Below are 18,022 nucleotides of genomic sequence, written 5' to 3'. Positions count from 1 at the left end.
CCGTCAACAGAGCCTGGCAACACAAAGGTGTCATGAATCCGCAAGCAGGTTGTCAATTCGTCTTGCGATATTCTTTTGCTCTAACTACAAAAAAGCACGATGCGCGGGTACTTGGCCGGCTTGTCTGATCGCAGCACCGACTAGCGGCAAAAACAGCGCAAATGCACTGTGCCAAGGAAGAGGAGCCGGATGATTCGCAGGTCTTGCCTGACGAGCCGTCCTCCACTTCGCCCCATGACGTGCAGCCCGATCATTCCCCCATCGATGCCCCGCGGCTTCGAATACGCCTTGCCCAGGAAAACGACCCATGAACCGACTTTGCCTGCTCCTTGCCCTTGTTGCCGCAACCTTCAGCCTTTCCGCCGAGGCACGGCACCAGCCCAAGTCGCAGTCTCAAGACGCCAGCACGCAAAACCAGCCCGGCCTGTTCGACTATTACGCGCTCTCGCTCAGCTGGGCGCCCTCCTACTGCGCCACCCATGCGGCCGATCAATCGGAGTGCGGCACTGGTAAACGCTATGGCTTTGTTCTGCACGGGCTCTGGCCGCAATTTGAAAAAGGCTATCCGCAAAGCTGTGGCAACACGCCGCTCAGCAGCGATGAACAAGCGCAATATGCCAGTCTCTATCCATCGACCAATCTGATGCAGCACGAGTGGAGCAAGCACGGCACCTGCTCCGGTCTATCCGCTGCGGACTATTTCACCTTGTCGGGCAAGCTCAAGGATGGGGTGGCGATCCCGGATGCCTATCAGCTGCCCGCCCAGCCCTTTCGCACCACCAGCGCCGATCTGGCCAGCGCCTTTGTCAGCGCCAACCCCAGCCTGAGCCCCGGCAGCGTGCTCGCCATCTGCACCGGTGGCGGCCGGTTCTTGCAGGAAATCCACGTGTGCTTCGATAAATCCGGCACATCGCGCGATTGCAGCAGCAACGATGTGAATCAGGCGGCCAAGAGCTGCGGCCAGAGCAATTTCCTGGTTCAAAACGTACGTTGATCAGGGGACTGCCATGCGATCCATCCGCACCCGTTTTTTCTGCGTATTACGGCTGACCGCAGCGCTGCTCGTTGCCGCCACGGCCAGCTTTGGCCACGCCGACGATGCGCCAGTGCCACTGCTGGCCGAAGGGCACCCGGTCGACTGGTGGTTTGCCTTCAAATTCAACGGGCAGTCTTTCCCCGCCTGTTCGGCGCAAGCGCCTGCCAACACCTGCGTATTTGGCGGCAGCCTGCAGAGCTACAAGCAAGGCGCCAGCCAGCAGTTCGTCTACGCCAGTAGCGACGACGCCACCTTGCAGCAGGGGGTGGATTGCATCGGCACCACCAGCGTGGACCCGCTCGGCGCGACATTTGGCGAGATTTACAACGGCAGCTACCACTTCGTGGTCTGGAACGATCAGTTCAAGACCGACCCATCCGTGGCCGGTTGTGGCGTGAATTGCGGCGCGCCGTGGGGGCATTCGAAAGGAGTATTGGCGTGGAACGACGCCGGTGATGGCGTGGTGGTGCAGGTCTCCACGCCGTCCTGGCCCGGCAGCGGCAGCCGCGCCTTCCCCCGTAGTGACGGCAATACCTTGGGCTGCGTGCAGGACAACAACATTGAATACAGCCAGCATTTCTTCGCGCTCAAGCTGACCAAGTCCGACGTGGTAACGGTGCTGGAGGCCTTGCAGACCGCCAGCGTGGTCACCGACCCCACGGTACCGCAGCTGGTACAGAACGGCGGGCCTGCGGATATCCAGTTACTGGTGAAACAACTGGGCAAGCGGCTGGCAACGGCGCGTGCGACTTCGGCCACCTTGTCGAGCGGCGTGCAGCTGATCGCCAAGCCATCGCACCTCAGTGTGCCGCCGTGGCAGATGGTGTCGTCCTTGCTCGGCGGCGTGCCCTTGTATGTGGCCAATTGGTGGGAGCAGACCAAGAGCGTCGCCATACCCGACACCACCGCAACCACCCAGATCGATTGCTGGGATGCCAGCCTGACCACGCCCCCCGGCGCGGTTACCAATGCCAAGACCGGCACGTGGCAAGGCGTGGCTTTGGGGCTGACCGGTGGCGGTGGCGATACCCATAACCATGCCAAGGTCGGCGTTACTGTGGGCAGCGATGGTCACACCGCCATTTTTGGCGACATGAATCAGGAAGGCTCGATTTCCGGCAAGTGCACCAGCGCCCAGAATGGCCGCGGCGGGATGTTCTTCGTAGTGCCCAACCCGACGCTGGGCAACGGTGTGGCGCAGTTGATCGGCCTCACCCCCTGATTCCTGAACGTAGGGCGGGTTAGCAAAGCGTAACCCGCCGCCCCCGTCATTCCACCGTCACTCCTCCCTCACCTTTGCGAGAAAAACATGCCCCAAGCCACAAAAATCATGATCGTTCGTCACGCTGAAAAACCGGCAGATACTGGCGCGCCCTACGGTGTCGCCATCGATGGCACGCAGGATGCCGAATCGCTGATCGTGCGTGGCTGGCAGCGTGCCGGCGCGCTGGCAGTGCTATTCGCACCGAGCCACGGCCCGTTGCAGAACACCGGTCTGGCACAACCGCAAGCGCTGTTTGCCTCCGGCATCGCCAAGCACAGCGAGAGCATGCGCCCGCAGGAAACGCTGACGCCGCTGTCGCAGAAACTGGGCATCGAGATCAATACCGGCTGCCTCAAGGGGCAGGAAAGCCAAGTCGCCGCCCAGGCCGTGGCGACGGCCGGCATTGTGCTGATTGGTTGGGAACACCAGAACATCCCGCTGATCGCCAACGCCATCGTCGGCAACGACACCACCGTGCCGCAAAGCTGGCCCGGCGATCGTTTCGATATCGTTTGGGTGTTTGATCTGGACAGCAGCGGCAACTACGCATTCAGCCAGGTGCCGCAGCAGGTGTTGGCGGGGGATTTGCCGACGGTGATTTGATGCGAGTCGTTTCGCATCAGGTGACAGCCGCACAACTGTTGAAGTTATCCCCTCTCCCACGAGTGGGAGAGGGTTAGGGTGAGGGTGCCAGGATAAGTACGCTGCCGTTGCTCGGCCCTCACCCCCGGCCCCTCTCCCGCACGCGGGCGAGGGGAGAATACCCAGATAGCCCTTAGGGCCGGCAAACATGCGCCAACGCCAGCTTGAGCGAAGCGCGAAACACATCATCCACAGCCGGCTCCAGCGCAATCAGCTGACCAAGCGTTTCTTCACAATCCGGCTGGTGCAAAAGCGGCGCATTTTCCGCCAGCGTTGCCACGATCTGACGGTTGAGCAGATCGATTTTCGGCCGCACATCCCGCGCCAGATCAGGGATGGTGCCCTCCCCCGGCCCGCCATCCTCCCGCCAGTGCTGCATGATGCTGGCTTGCAGCTGTTTATTGGCTTCGATCTGATCGTTGAACACGGCAGCCACATAGTTCTCGTCCAGCGCCAAGGGCTTGCTGAGCTGCTTTACCGACTGGATCACCGTCGCTTCACGCGCCCGATCCTGAATGGCCGCATCGCCTGCGCCGTCGTGGCCCCATTTCGCCCGGGCCACGGGCTCAGCCAATTGCAGCCGTGCCACGCAAAGCTTCACGATTTGTTCCGGGCCGCCTTGGGCTGCGCAGACCGCAGCGGAGAAAAAAATCAGGCTGATGAATCGGATCGGTTTCATGGGGCACTTGTGTAAAAAGGGGAGAGAGCGGCCGAAGGGGCTGCGGCATTATCGGCGCGCGGGGCTCGCCGATGCAAAAACACCGCCATCCCAAGCCGTGCCGAAGGTCTGCCAATCCTGCTTGACCGCAGTGGCGCAAGCCTCGGCGGCATCCAGCAGTGGGCGCTGCCAGTCGGCTCGCTGGCCAAAGTCGATCAGCTCATCCGCAATGGCCGACCCTTGCCGCCCACTGCTGCGCAACTGTGCCCAAGCCACCACCGCCCCCATGCTGCACATCAAGCTGGCGAGCTGCTTGCCCGAGGCTTTGTCGGCAGGGGCATCGGCGGGCAGCGCCACCCGATCTTCACTTGGCTGCAAGCCACGCAGGATGTAGGACGGCGCGCTGGCATCGTCCTCGATCCGTACCGATTGCAGAAAAGCCATCGACACCGCCTGCATGCGCCGCTGGATCGTCACCACGCGCTCGGCCTCGCTGGTCCACGCTGGCTGCTTCAGTGGCACATGCGGCACCAATGCCGAGGGCAAGGCCTGCTTCAGATCGAGCAGGTAGTTGTCGTCTGGCGAGCCCTTGCCTTCGACCAGAATGGAATAGCGATCCACGCCCAGGCTGCCGGTGCCGGCGATGCGGCGCGCAACGTCCAGCAATTTGAAGAACTGGGGATGGGTTTGTTGGCTGGCCCATGCCGCAATGAAACTTTCGATGCGGCTGCGTTGCTCATCCGACACCGACAGCGCCTTTTTGCCGTCGATCCGCAGCACCCGCCGCTTCCCCTTCAACTCGGTGCGGCTATCCAGAAAACGGGGCCGCAAACACCCTTGCAGACTGTCGAGCAAATCCTTGACCAGACCATCGGCCGTTTCCCGCTCTACCCAGCGCGCCTTGCCGTTGGCGAGCGCCGCGCTGTAGCTATCCAGAAAGACGTGGCACAGCGGCAGGATATCGGGCCGTTTGAGCTTCAGGTCCTCCATGCCCAGGATCACGCTGGTCAGAAACCGCACCAGATCCCAGGTGGCCGGTGCCAGCACGGCTTCGTCGAAATCATTGATATCGAAGTAAACCAGCCGGTTGTCACCCTTGTAGCTGCCGAAGTTCTCCAGGTGCAGATCGCCGCAATGCCACGTGGCTGGTGCGCGCTTGAACAGCGCATCGCTTGCCGGTAAGCGGTCATAAAACAGATGGCAGCTACCGCGCAGAAAGATGAACGGGCTTTGGCGCATCTTGGCGAACTTCATCGCCAGCCGCTCTGGATCACGCCCTTGGTTGAAGGTCTGCAGACAGGTGATGACGTCGATCATGGGAAGCTCTCAATTGTGTCGTTCAAGACGGAAGCACGCGTATTTCAACGGGATTGACTGGCGGTATTTGGCGCACGCTTGCTGAAAAGTATGGATCGACTCCGGGACGTCGTCGCCACTTGTTTCGCCCTGGCACCAGACATCCGGCCGGAAATTCCCATGCCAAATGGTTAAACAGTTTGTACAAGCATGCCATAGCAGGCAAAAATAGCGCTCACCCGGCGCAACGGTAGAACAAGTGTCTATACAGACACCCGGCGACAACTTTGCGGCAGGATGTCTTTATCTGGCAGAAAGCATCCCCATATCAAACGGCGGCCAACAGCATTGCGGCAGCCCCGAATTGGCAAGCTCGGCTCAACAGGCCGATGATTGCACCTTGGCAACAGGCGCAGCTACGACATGCGCATATCGACAGGAGCAGAAGAAATGTCCAAGCAGCAAATCGGCGTTATCGGTATGGCGGTCATGGGCCGCAACCTGGCGCTGAACATTGAAAGCCGTGGTCATACGGTCTCGATCTACAACCGCTCGCCGGAGAAGACCGACGAAGTCATCGCCGAGAACCCCGGCAAGAAGCTGGTGCCGCACCACACGCTGGAAGATTTCGTTGCTTCGCTCGAAACCCCGCGCCGCATTCTGTTGATGGTGAAAGCCGGTGGCCCCACCGACTCCACCATCGACCAGCTCAAGCCGCTGCTCGCCAAGGGCGACATCATCATCGACGGCGGCAACACCCTTTACACCGACACCATCCGCCGCAACAAGGAATTGTCCGACCTCGGTTTCAACTTCATCGGCACCGGCGTTTCCGGCGGCGAGGAAGGCGCGCTGAAAGGCCCGTCCATCATGCCGGGCGGCCAGAAAGAAGCCTATGAGCTGGTCGCGCCGATCCTGCGCGAAATCGCCGCCAAGGCCCCGGATGGCGAACCGTGCGTGACCTACATCGGCCCGGATGGCGCCGGCCATTATGTGAAGATGGTCCACAACGGCATCGAATACGGCGATATGCAGCTGATCGCCGAAGCCTACGACATCCTCAAGAACGTGCTGGGCCTCTCCAACGCCGAACTCGCTACCGTGTTCGCCGACTGGAACAAGGGCGAGCTCGATAGCTTCCTGATCGAGATCACCGCCAACATCTTCAAGAAGAAAGACGCCGACACCGGCAAGGAACTGGTCGATGTGATCCTCGACCAGGCCGGCCAGAAAGGCACCGGCAAGTGGACCAGCAAGAGCGCGCTCGATCTGGGCGTGCCGCTGCCGCTGATCACCGAATCGGTATTTGCCCGCTTCATCTCCGCACTCAAGACCGAACGCGTTGCCGCCAGCAAGGTGCTGAACGGCCCGGCGAAGAAGCCGGCCATCGCCGATCGCGCCGCCTTCATCGAAGCCGTGCGCCGTGCGCTGTATCTGTCCAAGATCGCGTCCTACGCCCAAGGCTTTGCGCAGATGCGTGCTCAGTCGGATGAAAGCGGCTGGAACCTGCACTACGGCGAAATCGCCAAGATCTTCCGCGCCGGTTGCATCATCCGTTCCGGCTTCTTGCAGAACATCACCGATGCTTATGCCAAGAACCCGAAGCTGGCCAACCTGCTACTCGATCCGTACTTCGCGGGTATTGCCAACGAGTATCAAGCAGCGTTGCGCGAAGTCGTGGCGGCGGCTGTGCAAGCCGGCATTCCGGTGCCGACCTTCGGCTCCGCGATTGCCTACTTCGACAGCTACCGTGCGGAACGCCTGCCGGCCAACCTGATCCAGGCCCAGCGGGATTACTTCGGCGCGCATACCTTCGAGCGCACCGACAAGCCGGGGATTTTCCACGCTGAGTGGTTCTAAGCGGGATGCCGTCCTTCATCGGATCGACGGTTGGATAAGTTGTGGCTCCAAAAAAAATCGGCCCTTAATGGGCCGTTTTTTTGGTCGCATCACTGGCGAACTATCTCACCGGCAAGCCCCCTTATCCGCCCACACCTTGCCAGAGCCTTCATTACCGGTCGTGGCAGCCAGACCCGGTTCATTGTTTTGCGTCCACCAGCGGGCCAGGTAGTTCTTGCCATTTCTGGATACGCTCTGACCCCCGGTATATGCCTTGGCACCAGTCCAAGCGGCTGCGCATGCATTCGGTGTCGGCGTCGGAACCACCGTCGGAGTCGGAGTCGGAGCTGGCGTAGGGGCCGGAGTCGGCGTGGGTGTTGGCACGACAGCACGCTCAATCGTCAACTCCTTTTCAAGGGTTGCGGTGCGCTCGCCACTGCTGCTGTAGGCACGCACGTTCACCTTGTAGCTGCCAGCAGCCAGATCGGCCGGCGTGCTCCAGGTTTGCCCGGTACCGGTTGCCACCGGCTGCGCTGCCCCATTCAGCAATGTCCACGTATAGGTGGCGCTGCCAAAATTCGCGTTGGCGCTGTAACTGACCGACTGTTTCTCGATGGTGCGATTGTTGCCGTTCAAGGTCACCTGCGGCGCCACGGCAATCACCTTGGTCGTCGCGGTTGCTGTCTTGCCGGCATCGTTGCTCACCATCAGTTCATACACGCTCTCGCCCGTGGTGTTCTTCGGCACGATCGCTTCCGCGTTGGCTTGCGTAGCATTGCGCAAGGAAAACGGACCGCTGACCACGCGCCATTGGTGCTTCAGGCTCTGGCCGGCAGGATCACTGCTTTGTGCTCCCTGCAGCGCATATGCATAGCTGAAGTTGCCAGTCGCCACCACGGTGCGATCCGGCCCGGCATTGGCAATGGGCATCGGAACAGGCGTGGGTGTCGGCATCGGCGTCGGCTCTGCGCCTGCCACCGCAACGATGTGCGATACGCTCGCTTTCGCCTGACCGTCATCGACTTCCACATCAAACAGATACTTCTTTTCGCTGCTGTTGCTCGGGGCCAGCACGGTCAGTCTGGCGCTGTCGAGGATATTGGCGGTGATACCGGCCGGCACCGTCCAGCGGTATTTCAGCGCGGATGCCCCCTTGTTGTTACTGGTCGAACCGCTGGCATCCAGCGTGAATGCCTTGCCAGCTGCAATACTGACCGGCCCGGCAACGTGGACGGAAGGCGGTACGGCAACCGGCGGCACATCGGGCGGCGGGAAGAAGTTGGCAACGGTCTCGCGTCGCTCTTCCAGGCGCCGGGCGCTATTACCGGTGGTGACCGAGCCGCCGGGCAAGCCGTTGACCAACACATTCGGGTTCGAGAATTGATTGATCCGCGGGCAGGTCACGCCGCTGCAATCATAGGCCATGATCGTGCGCCAATAGGGCGCGACGGCTTTCTGCTGATAGCCCGATTTGTACTTGAGATTGACATCCGCAATGTCGTCCGCTGAATGCTTGAGGCCAAAGTTATGCCCCAGCTCATGCGCGAAGGAGTAATTGCCGATGGCGCACGTCGATTTCACCATGCTCACTGCGGAATTCACGCTGGCCTCCACATACGCCAACCCGCAGTAGGCGCTGTTGTCCGCCAGCAGCGACACCAGATCGGCACGATGTTCCGCCCGCAGACTCTGCGCCCTCGCGCCCAACGCCGTGGATTTGTCTTTCAATGCACTCAGCGTATCGCCGAACGAGGTCGTCGTATAAGGCTTGGGCTCCGTATAGTCAGCCAGAAATACACCCGCGTTCTCCAGCCTGATCTTGGCTCCGGTGTTGGCAAAACCCTGATTGGCTTCGGCGAACATTTGCGTGACAAAGCCATCCAGATCCGGGCCGATCTTCCTCGCGGCCTCGCTGGTAACCAGGATCAACACGCGCACCGTGCTCATGGCACTGCTCGTGCTTTTCAGTAGTGGCTTGGGGGCCGGCTCGATGGCTTCTGGCGGTGCATATACCTCGTCATCGCCGCCTTGCGGTAGCTGTGTGGCGTCCACCTTGACGATCGCATGCTCGCCATCGCCCACTGGCTGGATGCGATACAACTGGCCATTGACGTGAACGGAACCGAACAGGTTTTCACCACGTTGGGTCAGGATGACATCACCGGCACTTGCCGGCGACGCACCCTCAGGCTGGCCATCGACGACCACATGCCCGGACCACATGATGCCGTCGCCGCCGCTTTCAAAACCGGATTTGGTGGCAATCACGGTCATGCCCGGCTCCAGCTCGATCTTCAGGCTGTCGCTGTCGTTACCGAGTAGCTGCGTATTGATGCGAACCAGCCGAATCTGCTGCGAGCTGGGCTCGTTCGCCAGCGTCTTGAGCATCGGCTTGGGGCTGCTTTGCAGCAGCTTGCGGGGCGGGGTTGTCTCGGGCACGAAGAGCGAGTCGGCAGCGAACGACGCAAGCGGCAGCACCAGCGTCATCGCGACCCCCAGGTTTATGCCGGCTCGATGCCATTTTTTCAGCAAGGCCATTTTCAATCTCCGGTGAAACAATTCATCTGTTCATACAGAACCCCATAAAACCAGATGCCCCACCCGGAGATCGAACTTGCTTTACGTTTCCTCAAAGAAATCAACTACGAGCACGACTTGATGCATGCGCCGCAGGCACTTACCGCTGGCTGCGCCGAAACTGATCCGGCGTCGTCCCGCTCTGGCGCTGGAACATCGCAATGAACGCCGACGACGTGCTGTAGCCCAGCTCCAACGCCACCGTCTGCACCGGCAAGCCCTGCTCCAGCATCGGCAGCGACGCCAGATAGCGCTGGCGTTGCCGCCACTCCCCAAAACTCATTCCCAGATCACGCAGGCAACGCCGCGCCAGCGTGCGCTCGGTGACGTGCAGCTCCACCGCCCAATCGGCCAGCGTGCGGTTGCAACCGGGTTCTTTTTCCAAGGCAGCCAGCAGTGCAGACAAAGCCGGATCGTCGCTCCCCGGCAAATAGCTACTGGTGTAATGCAGCGCCCGCAACTGGTCGAGCAACACCTCGGCCAGGCGTTTGTCCGCATCGGTGGCCGGCGTGTGCACTTGGCGCTCGGCGAAGTCGGCCAGGATCGCCTTCAGGATCGGGCTGAGCATCACGGCGCGTGGTTGCTGCGGCAAGTCACCGCATAGCGCGGCGTCGATATAGGCCGAGTGATAACTCACCGGCTGGCGGATATACGCGCTGTGCGGCACCGCCGGCGGAATCCAGATCGCGTATTGCGGCGGGGACATGTACTGCTGGCCGGCGATTTCCATTTCGATCACGCCTACCGCTGAATAGTTGAGCAGTCCCCACGGATGAGCGTGCATGGCGAAGCGGCTATGCGCATCGAAATGATCGATGCGCAGATACACCGGGTATGGCAGTTCGGTGAACGAGGGCGGCTGAAGTTGGGTATCGGCGGTCATGTCTGGATCACGGCATGTTTTGTCTGATTTGGATTATATCCACCGAAACCGACTATGGAAGAATGGCCCAATCCAAACAAAGACTCATGTAGGAGCGAGCTGCTCCTGCAGAGACCAGCCATCTACCCGAAGGCATGCCATGCAACTCAAACACTACGTCTTCCCCATACTCGCCGTCGTGATCTGGTCCGCTAATGCGGTGGTCAGCAAGCTCGCCGCCGGTGTGATCGACCCCGCCGCCATTTCCTTCTATCGCTGGTTGCTCGCGGGCCTGTTGATGGCCACCGTACTGTTCAAGCCGGCCTGGGCTCAGCGCCGCGCCATCCTGCCTTGGCTCCCCAAGCTGGCGGTGCTCGGCGTTCTCGGCATGGTCATGTACCAATGTCTGGCGTATATCGCCGCACAAACCACCACCGCTACCAATATGGGCCTGCTCGCATCGCTGATGCCGTTGCTGGCCGTCGGCCTGAGCATGCTGTTGCTGGGCGAAGCGCCCACGCTGGGCAGCATCGTCGGCGGCATGTTGTCTTTGTTCGGGCTGGGTTATCTGCTGAGTCGCGGTGATGCCGCAACGCTGATTTCGCATGGCATCACGACCGGTGACGGCATGATGCTGCTGGCGTGCCTCTCCTACGCCGCCTATGGCGTATTACTCAAGCGCTGGGCGATTCCGCTCGATAGCTGGACATCGCTGTTCATGCAGATCTGGTGCGCCATCCCGGTGCTGTTCGTCTACTACCTGTGCCAATCCGCCCCGCCGATTACTCCCGCCGGCCTGCCACTGGTGCTGTTCGCAGGCATTCCGGCCTCCATCCTTGCGCCCTTCTTGTGGATGCACGGCCTGAAACGGCTCGGCCCCAGCCAGACCACGGTGCTGATGAACCTGTTGCCGGTATTCACGGTGGCAATCGCCATGCTGTTTCTGGGCGAAACACTGCACACCTACCATGTGATCGGCGGCGGTATCGCGCTGTTTGGCGTGATCTTGGCGCAGCGCTGGAAGCAGCCGCTGCTACGACGCAAGGTGGCGATGGCCTGACCGGGACGATGCCGGCAATAAAACCCAGCGCACAAAAAACAACGCCAGCTCAAAGCTGGCGTTGTTCGTTTCAGGCGGCGAATTTGGAATGTGTATTTACGCCGCGAGCGTCGGGCAAACCCGGGCGCGTGGATCAATCGTCGTGATGACGATGGCCCCGGTCATGCTCATCCCCACGATCATCGTGGCGATCATGGTCCCGCCCACGACCGTGGTCTTCTTCACGCCAATGGCCTTCATCGCGATGCTCCTGGCGATAACGCGGCGCGTATTCGTTGTTGTACCAATTGTCCCGCACGAAATAGACCGGGCGTCCGCATGCGTTGTACTCGCCACAATGTCTATCCCAGTGCTTCATGTGGCCGGGCGGCACCCGCAGGTAGATCGGCTCGTAGTGCACTGGCTCATGCACGATCACGACCGGTTGCGTGTACACCACCTGTGGCCGAGGGTAATCGCCGATGTTGATCTGACCATAGAAATTAGGATCGCCGATGGTGACGGAGACACCGACATTCGCGGCCAGCGCCGACGTTGCGGCACAGGCGATAACAACCGCAAGCAGAAATTTTTTCATGATCAAGGCTCCTTGCCTGGTTTCTTGCCCAAATGGCACAGCGACCCACTCGCTCTTCAATCGTGCTGCAGTGCTGCCCAGATTGGAGCGGCATTTTTAAGATTTGCCGCATGGACACATGCGTTCAAAGCGACACATGAACCGTGGCGCAATTGAATCTGGATTCAAGGCAAGACACTGTTATCCCCGTCACATTCTGATCAAGGATGGCAATTTTAACGGTAGTCCTTGCGCGGCTCCGCGACGGCGCTTACTGGATCGAGGGCAGCTGTGTGGTGAAGGAACGATGTAGCCGGGCATGGGCCGATTTGCGTACTGCACCGTGTCAGGCAAAGTAACAGACAGTATTGCTGGCGTGCTTAAGCCCAAAAAAACGGGGAAGAGGCACGAATGGCCTCTCCCCCCAAACCGCCCTCTGATGGGCGGTACTGCACCACTGATCTCAATGCATTGCGTGCTTTAGCGTGCAAGCATTACCAGCCAATCCCCATGCCCACCCCGAAGTTGTACTCGCTGCCGGATGTCGAGCCGCCCACGGTCACGGTCGTCACGTCGTTGACGCGACGTTGGTAGCCAAAGGCAATCGCGCTTTGACCGTGCATGGAACCGGCACCAATTGCGACCCGGTTATCAGTGCGCAGGCCAGCGGTACTAGCGACCATCGTGGACATGGCGGCGTTCATCGCGCCCAGGCGGTTCAACTTCTGAGCTCTCGGCAATGGCGGAGACTTCCGGGCCGATCGCAACGGCATTGGCGTTCTTTGCGGTTGCGCCACGGCCGATGGCGACCTGGGCCGGGTCGACGGTCACAACGGATTAGGCACCGGCAACTGCGCCGTCACTTAGTGCAATGGCACCACCGCCGGTTGCGGTAGCTTCCGTGGCGGATTGAACGCCGCCAAACAAAAAGGGAACTGGCAATGGCCTGTTCCCCCGAATCCCCTCTTCCCTTGCAACGCGAAAAGGGTGCGCCTGATATTTAGGTATTGGCGCGCTTTTGTCGTTCTGCTCTTCCCCTTCCTCCTCTATCTACCAACCAATCCCCACGCCTACGCCCACGTTGTATTCGCTGCCCGAGGTCGAACCGCCAATGGTCACGGTGGTGGCATCAGTCACACGGCGCTGGTAGCCGAAGGCAATGGCGCTTTGCCCGTTCATGTAACCGGTGCCGATGGCTACACGGTTATCGGTGCGCAGACCGGCGGCACTGGCGGTCATGGTGGACATGGCGGCGTTCATCGCGCCAAGTTTGTCCAGCTTGCGTTCCTGATCGCTCAGGCGTTGGTACACGTCGTCGCGCAGACTGTTCAGGTCGGCTTGCACCTGATCGACGCGCCTGCTGACCGCGTTGAGCTGCCCGACGTTGACCGCGTCCGTAGCGGCAGTACCGGCTGCGACGTTGGCTATGGCGCGTTCGTTGCCCGCTGAGCCGACCGAGACGGTATTGGCCCGATCCGCCACCGAATTGGCACCGATGGCTGCTGAGTTATCCGCACTGGCGATGGAATTGGCACCAAGCGCCGTTGTGCTGTTGCCGGAAGCAGTCGCATTGGCCCCGGCGGCGGTGGCATTGGTCCCGGTCGCGGTGGCTTGCTCTTGCTGTTCATCGGCCGCGCCACTGCCACTGCCGTTGAACTTGGAACCCCCTTGCGAACTGCCACCGCCGCCGTTTTGCTCCAGCGTCGAGACGCGACCGTCCAGCCCACTGATCGAAGACTGCAGCGAATCACGCAGCGCGGCGATCTGGCCGCCGTTCACCGCATCGCGGCTGCCGGCCCCGATGACGCCATCCCGCACATTGGTGATCAGCGTGCCGGCCATACCACCGCCCAACACGACCGAGCCGCGAGATGCGTCGGTATAGGTGACGACCGCTCCTGCCGAGCCATCGGCATTGATCACGCCCGCGCTCTTGAGCTGGCGCACATTCACCGCATCGGCATCGTCAGTGCCATCCGCCACGTTCCTGATCTGCACCGCCTGACCGCCCTTGTTGAGGGTGATGCTGGCTTTGCTGGCGTCGTCGTATTGCACCGTGCTGGCCTCCAACACGCCGACCCGGCCATTGGTCGCGTGCAGCTGCTTGCCCGTTACCGCGTCGCTGCTGGTCTCGGTCAGATCGGCATCGGCCAGATCGGTCAGCTTGCGGGCGATGGCTATGCCGTCCTGGTTTTTGCCGGCAAAGCTCACCTGCGTACCGGCTGTGTCTTTGGCGACGGAGAGATTGCCGGTGGCGGCATCCTGCTGCACCAAGCCGACCGAGCCGTTATTGAGTTGGGTGGATAGATTGGTAATCGCGACTGCGTTATCCGCCACGTTACTGTTGGTGGCATGCAGCTGCTTGCCGGTGACGGCATCGGTGCTGTCGTCCGATAACCGGGCATCCTTCACGCCGGAGATTGTCCGCACACCATCCGTGCCGGTGACGTTGATGTGGTCACCCCCGGTGGCACTGGCAATCGTGATGGCTTTGGTATCGGCGTTTTGCTGCACCAAGCCGATGCTGCCGTTGCTGAAATTGGTAATGGCGCTGGTGTTGGCGGCGGTGCGGCCATCCAGATTGGTGAGTGCGCCGCCGACGCTATTGAAGGTCTGATCACCAAACTGGTAGGTCGGTGCGGTGATCACGCCACCCGCTCCTACCGTCGAGCCACCACCCAACGCTGCAGCGATTACAGCCGCATTGCCGGCAACGATCGTGCTGGTTGCAGCAAGCATCGCGTTGGCAGCATGCAGCTGCTTGCCGGTGACGGCATCGGTGCTGTCGTCCGACAACCGGGCATCCTTCACGCCGGAGATTGTCCGCACACCATCCGTGCCGGCGACGTTGATGCTGTCGCCGCCAGTGGCACGGGCAATCGTGATGTTCTTGCTGGCGGAATCTTGCTGCACCAGTCCGGCCAGCCCGGTATTGAGATTGGTAATGGCGATCTTGTTGTTCGCCGTGAGGCCATCCAGATCGCTCAAGGCGCTGCCGACATTGTTGTGGCTGATCCCGCCAACGGTGTAGGCCGGCGCAGTCATCGCGCCGTCCGTGCCGACTTTCGCACCGCCGCCCAAGGCCGCTGCCGTGCGGATGGCGTTGGTATCGACCACGCTTTTCACGCCCAGCACCTGGCCGACATTGGCGGCATCGGTGGCTTGGGTGCCGGCTGCAACGTTAGTGATCTGGCGTTTCAGGTCGGCATTGGTATCGTCCCCGACCGATACCTCCCCCACCCATGTCGTCACCGTGGCTTTGGAATAAGAGAGCGGGTCCAACAGCTTGGTCACCGCGCCACGTGAAGTCCACGATGCACTGCCCAGCGCCACGGATTCATCCGCATTTGCATGCGCCTGCTGCCCAATTGCAACAGACATATCCGCGCGCGCCCAGGCATACGCGCCCAGCGCCACCGTCATGTGTTGCTCGGCCCGCGCGCCCGCACCGATGGCCGTCTGGGAATACGCCTGTACCTTGTCCGGCTGCCCGGCATAGGCACCGTTGCCGATGGCGATCGCACCGGGGTCGGTCGCGGCCGCATCCGCCAGATCCTTGCCGGTTGACCCGTTGGCCTTCACATATTTCTGCCCGGCCACGACGGCACTGTTGAGTGCGGTGAGCGCGGTGGCGTTGTTTTGCACATTGGTGTTGGTGGTGAACAACTGCGCGCCGTTGACGGCATCGGTGCTGATAGCCGATAGCGTGCCAGCGCTCACGCCGGTGATCTTGTGGCCGTTCATGTCGAGGATGGATTTGAGGCTGGTATTGCCCCACACGGTCAGATCGCCACCGACGTTGATCGAGTCGCCCCCGCCCGCCGTGCCCTTCACGCCGGTCTTGGAATAGAAAACGATATTGCCGCCGGGGTTGGTGCCGGCTTGTTTGGTGCAGTTGTCATCCTGGGTATTGGATGTAAACGCGCTGGCGGTATCGACGATCTTGGCGCAGGTGCTGTCATTGCCATCGGCAAAGTAATAGGCTGCGCGCGATTCGGCTGATACGCCCAGCCCGCTCAACAGCAATCCGGCGATCAAGGTCAGCCTGTTCGCCTTGCCTCGGTACCTCATCGACGCCAGCTCGGCACATGACTTGCCCGCTGCTTTGCATAATTTCAAACGAATCGCCTTGGTCATTGCACTACCCCATCGAGAAGACGAGCCGCCCGCATTGCGGACAGCAGATTTGCCTCTTTTCGAACAAGGAAATAAACCTTTCCTCATTTCTAAAAAGCATCTGCATAAGGTAGAGAAACAACACCTCCGGGCACATGAGACGATTCTCAAAGTGTGCATGGATTTGATTTGGCGCAAACCGATGCGGCCGTGCGTACCGAAGCAACCCCGGCCGCAAAATGCGTCCGGGCTACGTCTCAAGCCAGCGCCACACGTAGCCCGGACGGCTTGCCGGCCGGGGGCACTATACGAATCACTCCTCTGACCCAGACTCCTCTTCACATGCGCCAACCCCGGCCGGAACTTGTTCATAAGCGGCACCGCCGACAACGCTGTCCGGGCTACGTTTTCCCCGCCGATCAACCGATAAGGTCAAACCCCTACAAACGCGTCGGAACAGTGCAACGCCTCGGCCTGGTGCACCGTTGCAGTGCAGCAAAAGAAAATGGGGCAAACCCCATAAATCCAGCAAATCCGCCACTTCCCGGTCTTTTTACCGCCCGCTGAGCCGCTGGCACGACCATTGCTACATATCCCCTGACTGGCACAAAGGCGTGCTGGTCACCGAACCGTTAACCCTGCCAACGCAGGCAGGGTGACGCGGGTAATCCTTCCCCCGGCGCGCTCCGACTCCCGCGTCGGCGGGATTGGATTCCCAAACACAAGGACAACGGCGTCCCCTCCAACCTTCGGGTTGCGAGCGGACGCCTTTTTTTTCGCCTGTCGGCATGTCGCCGGGGCTGTGTTAACGAGGAGAGCCACCCATGAACCGTTCCTTCTGGCGAGCCGGCCATACGCCCACGCTGTTTTCCGCGTTTCTGTATTTCGACCTGAGCTTCATGGTCTGGTATCTGCTCGGCCCCTTGCAGGTGCAGATCGCCAAAGCGCTGGAGCTCTCCACGCAACAACGTGGCCTGATGGTCGCTACACCGATTCTGGCCGGCGCGATCCTGCGCTTGTTCATGGGCATGCTGGCTGACCGCATCGGCGCCAAGCGCGCTGGCCTGTTGGGTCAGGTCATCGTGATCTGTGCGCTGCTGGCCGCCTGGAAGCTGGGCGTGCACAACCTGCACGAAGCGCTGCTGCTGGGCGTGTTCCTCGGCGTGGCGGGCGCATCGTTCGCCGTGGCCCTGCCGCTGGCATCGCGCTGGTATCCGCCGGAGCACCAAGGTACGGCGATGGGCATTGCTGGTGCGGGTAACTCCGGCACCGTGTTGGCCGCCCTGTTCGCCCCGGTGCTGGCAATTGCCTTTGGCTGGCAGAACGTGTTCGCCCTGGCCACCATCCCGCTGGTGATCGTGCTGGCGGTGTACTGGAAGCTCGCCAAAGATGCACCGGGCGACTTCAAGCAAAAGACCTGGACCGACTACGCCCAAGTGCTGGCGAATCGTGATGCTTGGTGGTTCATGTTCTTCTATGCGCTGACTTTCGGCGGTTTCTCCGGCTTCGCCAGCGCCCTGCCCGGTTACTTCCATGACCAGTTCGCCTTCGAGCCGAAGATGGCTGGCTGGGCCACTGCGGCTTGCGTGATGGCCGGTTCGGTGATGCGCCCGGTCGGCGGCGTGCTGGCCGACAAGATCGGTGGCACCAAGTCGCTGCTGGCAGTGTATGCATCCGTGGCGGTGTTGATCGGTCTGGCCGGCTTCAACCCGGGCGGCGCTGCCGTGCAACTGTGCCTGTTCATCGCCGCCATGCTCTGCCTCGGCGCGGGTAACGGCGCGGTGTTCCAACTGGTGCCGCAACGCTTCCGCAGCGAAATCGGCGTGATGACCGGCCTGATCGGCATGGCCGGCGGCGTGGGTGGTTTCGCACTGGCAGCCAGCCTGGCCTCGATCAAGCAAGCCACCGGCGATTACGCCACCGGCCTGTGGTTGTTCGCCTGCCTGGCAGCACTGGGTTGGGTCAGCCTGACCACCGTGAAGCAACGCTGGCGCAGCAGCTGGACCGTAGCGGCAGCGCGGGTTTAAGGGTTTTAACCTCCCCCTTTCATGCCTGAACGAATTAATAAATTCGCACGGCAAAGGGGGATTGAGGGGGATTTCGACGTCATTGCAAG

General features: G+C 61.1%; 14 protein-coding genes. 6 read left to right on the top strand and 8 right to left on the bottom strand.

What is annotated here, in order from left to right; genetic code table 11:
* Positions 1-307: 307 nt before the first annotated feature.
* The 3 genes from BR41_RS16385 to BR41_RS16375 all read left to right on the top strand — a co-directional run bounded on the left by BR41_RS16385 (position 308) and on the right by BR41_RS16375 (position 2,903).
* Complete coding sequence (locus tag BR41_RS16385) at positions 308-994, top strand: ribonuclease T2 family protein (RefSeq protein ID WP_035059133.1); 687 nt, start codon at positions 308-310, stop codon at positions 992-994.
* Between the two features lie 13 nt (positions 995-1,007).
* Positions 1,008-2,258: a deoxyribonuclease II family protein gene (locus BR41_RS16380; protein ID WP_035059130.1), complete on the top strand. Its 1,251-nt coding sequence runs from the start codon at positions 1,008-1,010 to the stop codon at positions 2,256-2,258.
* An 87-nt stretch (positions 2,259-2,345) separates the two neighbouring features.
* Positions 2,346-2,903: a hypothetical protein gene (locus BR41_RS16375; RefSeq protein WP_035059128.1), complete on the top strand. Its 558-nt coding sequence runs from the start codon at positions 2,346-2,348 to the stop codon at positions 2,901-2,903.
* Positions 2,904-3,075: 172 nt separating this feature from the next.
* Here the strand turns inward: BR41_RS16375 and aroQ are convergent, their stop codons facing one another.
* Positions 3,076-3,621, bottom strand: a complete 546-nt coding sequence (gene aroQ / locus BR41_RS16370) for a gamma subclass chorismate mutase AroQ (protein WP_051711179.1) — start codon at positions 3,619-3,621, stop codon at positions 3,076-3,078.
* Between the two features lie 48 nt (positions 3,622-3,669).
* Positions 3,670-4,917, bottom strand: a complete 1,248-nt coding sequence (locus tag BR41_RS16365) for a DUF2252 domain-containing protein (protein WP_035059126.1) — start codon at positions 4,915-4,917, stop codon at positions 3,670-3,672.
* Between the two features lie 429 nt (positions 4,918-5,346).
* Here BR41_RS16365 and gnd point away from each other — a divergent pair, with 429 nt between their 5' ends.
* A complete protein-coding gene (gene gnd, locus BR41_RS16360) occupies positions 5,347-6,756 on the top strand; it encodes an NADP-dependent phosphogluconate dehydrogenase (protein WP_035059124.1) in 1,410 nt (469 codons plus the stop codon).
* A 105-nt stretch (positions 6,757-6,861) separates the two neighbouring features.
* On the opposite strand, the gene BR41_RS16355 is transcribed toward gnd, so the two are convergent.
* Together BR41_RS16355 and BR41_RS16350 are read right to left on the bottom strand one after the other, a co-directional pair.
* Complete coding sequence (locus BR41_RS16355; protein WP_035059122.1) at positions 6,862-9,273, bottom strand: M12 family metallo-peptidase; 2,412 nt, start codon at positions 9,271-9,273, stop codon at positions 6,862-6,864.
* 139 nt (positions 9,274-9,412) lie between these two features.
* Positions 9,413-10,195, bottom strand: coding sequence for an AraC family transcriptional regulator (locus BR41_RS16350; protein WP_035059119.1), 783 nt, complete (start codon positions 10,193-10,195; stop codon positions 9,413-9,415).
* Between the two features lie 139 nt (positions 10,196-10,334).
* On the opposite strand from BR41_RS16350, the gene BR41_RS16345 reads away from it, so the two are divergent.
* Positions 10,335-11,234 (top strand): DMT family transporter, encoded by a 900-nt coding sequence (locus BR41_RS16345; protein ID WP_035059117.1) that lies wholly within the window; start codon positions 10,335-10,337, stop codon positions 11,232-11,234.
* Positions 11,235-11,367: 133 nt separating this feature from the next.
* Here BR41_RS16345 and BR41_RS16340 read toward each other — a convergent pair whose 3' ends face one another.
* From BR41_RS16340 to BR41_RS16330, 4 genes are all read right to left on the bottom strand, one after another.
* Positions 11,368-11,811, bottom strand: a complete 444-nt coding sequence (locus tag BR41_RS16340) for a hypothetical protein (protein ID WP_035059114.1) — start codon at positions 11,809-11,811, stop codon at positions 11,368-11,370.
* Positions 11,812-12,284: 473 nt separating this feature from the next.
* The gene (locus BR41_RS16335; protein WP_169741320.1) at positions 12,285-12,482 is read right to left on the bottom strand and encodes a YadA-like family protein; all 198 of its coding nucleotides are present in this window, start codon (positions 12,480-12,482) and stop codon (positions 12,285-12,287) included.
* Complete coding sequence (locus BR41_RS23715; protein ID WP_084187298.1) at positions 12,463-12,621, bottom strand: hypothetical protein; 159 nt, start codon at positions 12,619-12,621, stop codon at positions 12,463-12,465. Before BR41_RS23715 ends, BR41_RS16335 begins: the two co-directional genes overlap by 20 nt.
* Positions 12,622-12,840: 219 nt before the next feature.
* Entirely contained in the window at positions 12,841-15,861 is a 3,021-nt protein-coding gene (locus BR41_RS16330) for a YadA-like family protein (RefSeq protein ID WP_169741319.1), read from the bottom strand.
* 869 nt (positions 15,862-16,730) lie between these two features.
* On the opposite strand from BR41_RS16330, the gene BR41_RS16325 reads away from it, so the two are divergent.
* Positions 16,731-17,933, top strand: coding sequence for a nitrate/nitrite transporter (locus tag BR41_RS16325; RefSeq protein ID WP_035059107.1), 1,203 nt, complete (start codon positions 16,731-16,733; stop codon positions 17,931-17,933).
* Positions 17,934-18,022: the final 89 nt, after the last annotated feature.

This window comes from Andreprevotia chitinilytica DSM 18519, assembly GCF_000711875.1.
GTDB classification, from domain to species: Bacteria; Pseudomonadota; Gammaproteobacteria; order Burkholderiales; family Chitinibacteraceae; genus Andreprevotia; species Andreprevotia chitinilytica.
This window is presented reverse-complemented; position numbering and strand designations above follow the sequence as displayed.

What these genes read in the sequence shown, in the direction of transcription:
- BR41_RS16385 (WP_035059133.1), top strand. Translation starts at nt 308, where the DNA reads ATGAACCGACTTTGCCTGCTCCTTGCCCTTGTTGCCGCAACCTTCAGC.
- BR41_RS16380 (WP_035059130.1), top strand. Translation starts at nt 1,008, where the DNA reads ATGCGATCCATCCGCACCCGTTTTTTCTGCGTATTACGGCTGACCGCA.
- BR41_RS16375 (WP_035059128.1), top strand. Translation starts at nt 2,346, where the DNA reads ATGCCCCAAGCCACAAAAATCATGATCGTTCGTCACGCTGAAAAACCG.
- aroQ (WP_051711179.1), bottom strand. Translation starts at nt 3,621, where the DNA reads ATGAAACCGATCCGATTCATCAGCCTGATTTTTTTCTCCGCTGCGGTC.
- BR41_RS16365 (WP_035059126.1), bottom strand. Translation starts at nt 4,917, where the DNA reads ATGATCGACGTCATCACCTGTCTGCAGACCTTCAACCAAGGGCGTGAT.
- gnd (WP_035059124.1), top strand. Translation starts at nt 5,347, where the DNA reads ATGTCCAAGCAGCAAATCGGCGTTATCGGTATGGCGGTCATGGGCCGC.
- BR41_RS16355 (WP_035059122.1), bottom strand. Translation starts at nt 9,273, where the DNA reads ATGGCCTTGCTGAAAAAATGGCATCGAGCCGGCATAAACCTGGGGGTC.
- BR41_RS16350 (WP_035059119.1), bottom strand. Translation starts at nt 10,195, where the DNA reads ATGACCGCCGATACCCAACTTCAGCCGCCCTCGTTCACCGAACTGCCA.
- BR41_RS16345 (WP_035059117.1), top strand. Translation starts at nt 10,335, where the DNA reads ATGCAACTCAAACACTACGTCTTCCCCATACTCGCCGTCGTGATCTGG.
- BR41_RS16340 (WP_035059114.1), bottom strand. Translation starts at nt 11,811, where the DNA reads ATGAAAAAATTTCTGCTTGCGGTTGTTATCGCCTGTGCCGCAACGTCG.
- BR41_RS16335 (WP_169741320.1), bottom strand. Translation starts at nt 12,482, where the DNA reads ATGTCCACGATGGTCGCTAGTACCGCTGGCCTGCGCACTGATAACCGG.
- BR41_RS16330 (WP_169741319.1), bottom strand. Translation starts at nt 15,861, where the DNA reads ATGAGGTACCGAGGCAAGGCGAACAGGCTGACCTTGATCGCCGGATTG.
- BR41_RS16325 (WP_035059107.1), top strand. Translation starts at nt 16,731, where the DNA reads ATGAACCGTTCCTTCTGGCGAGCCGGCCATACGCCCACGCTGTTTTCC.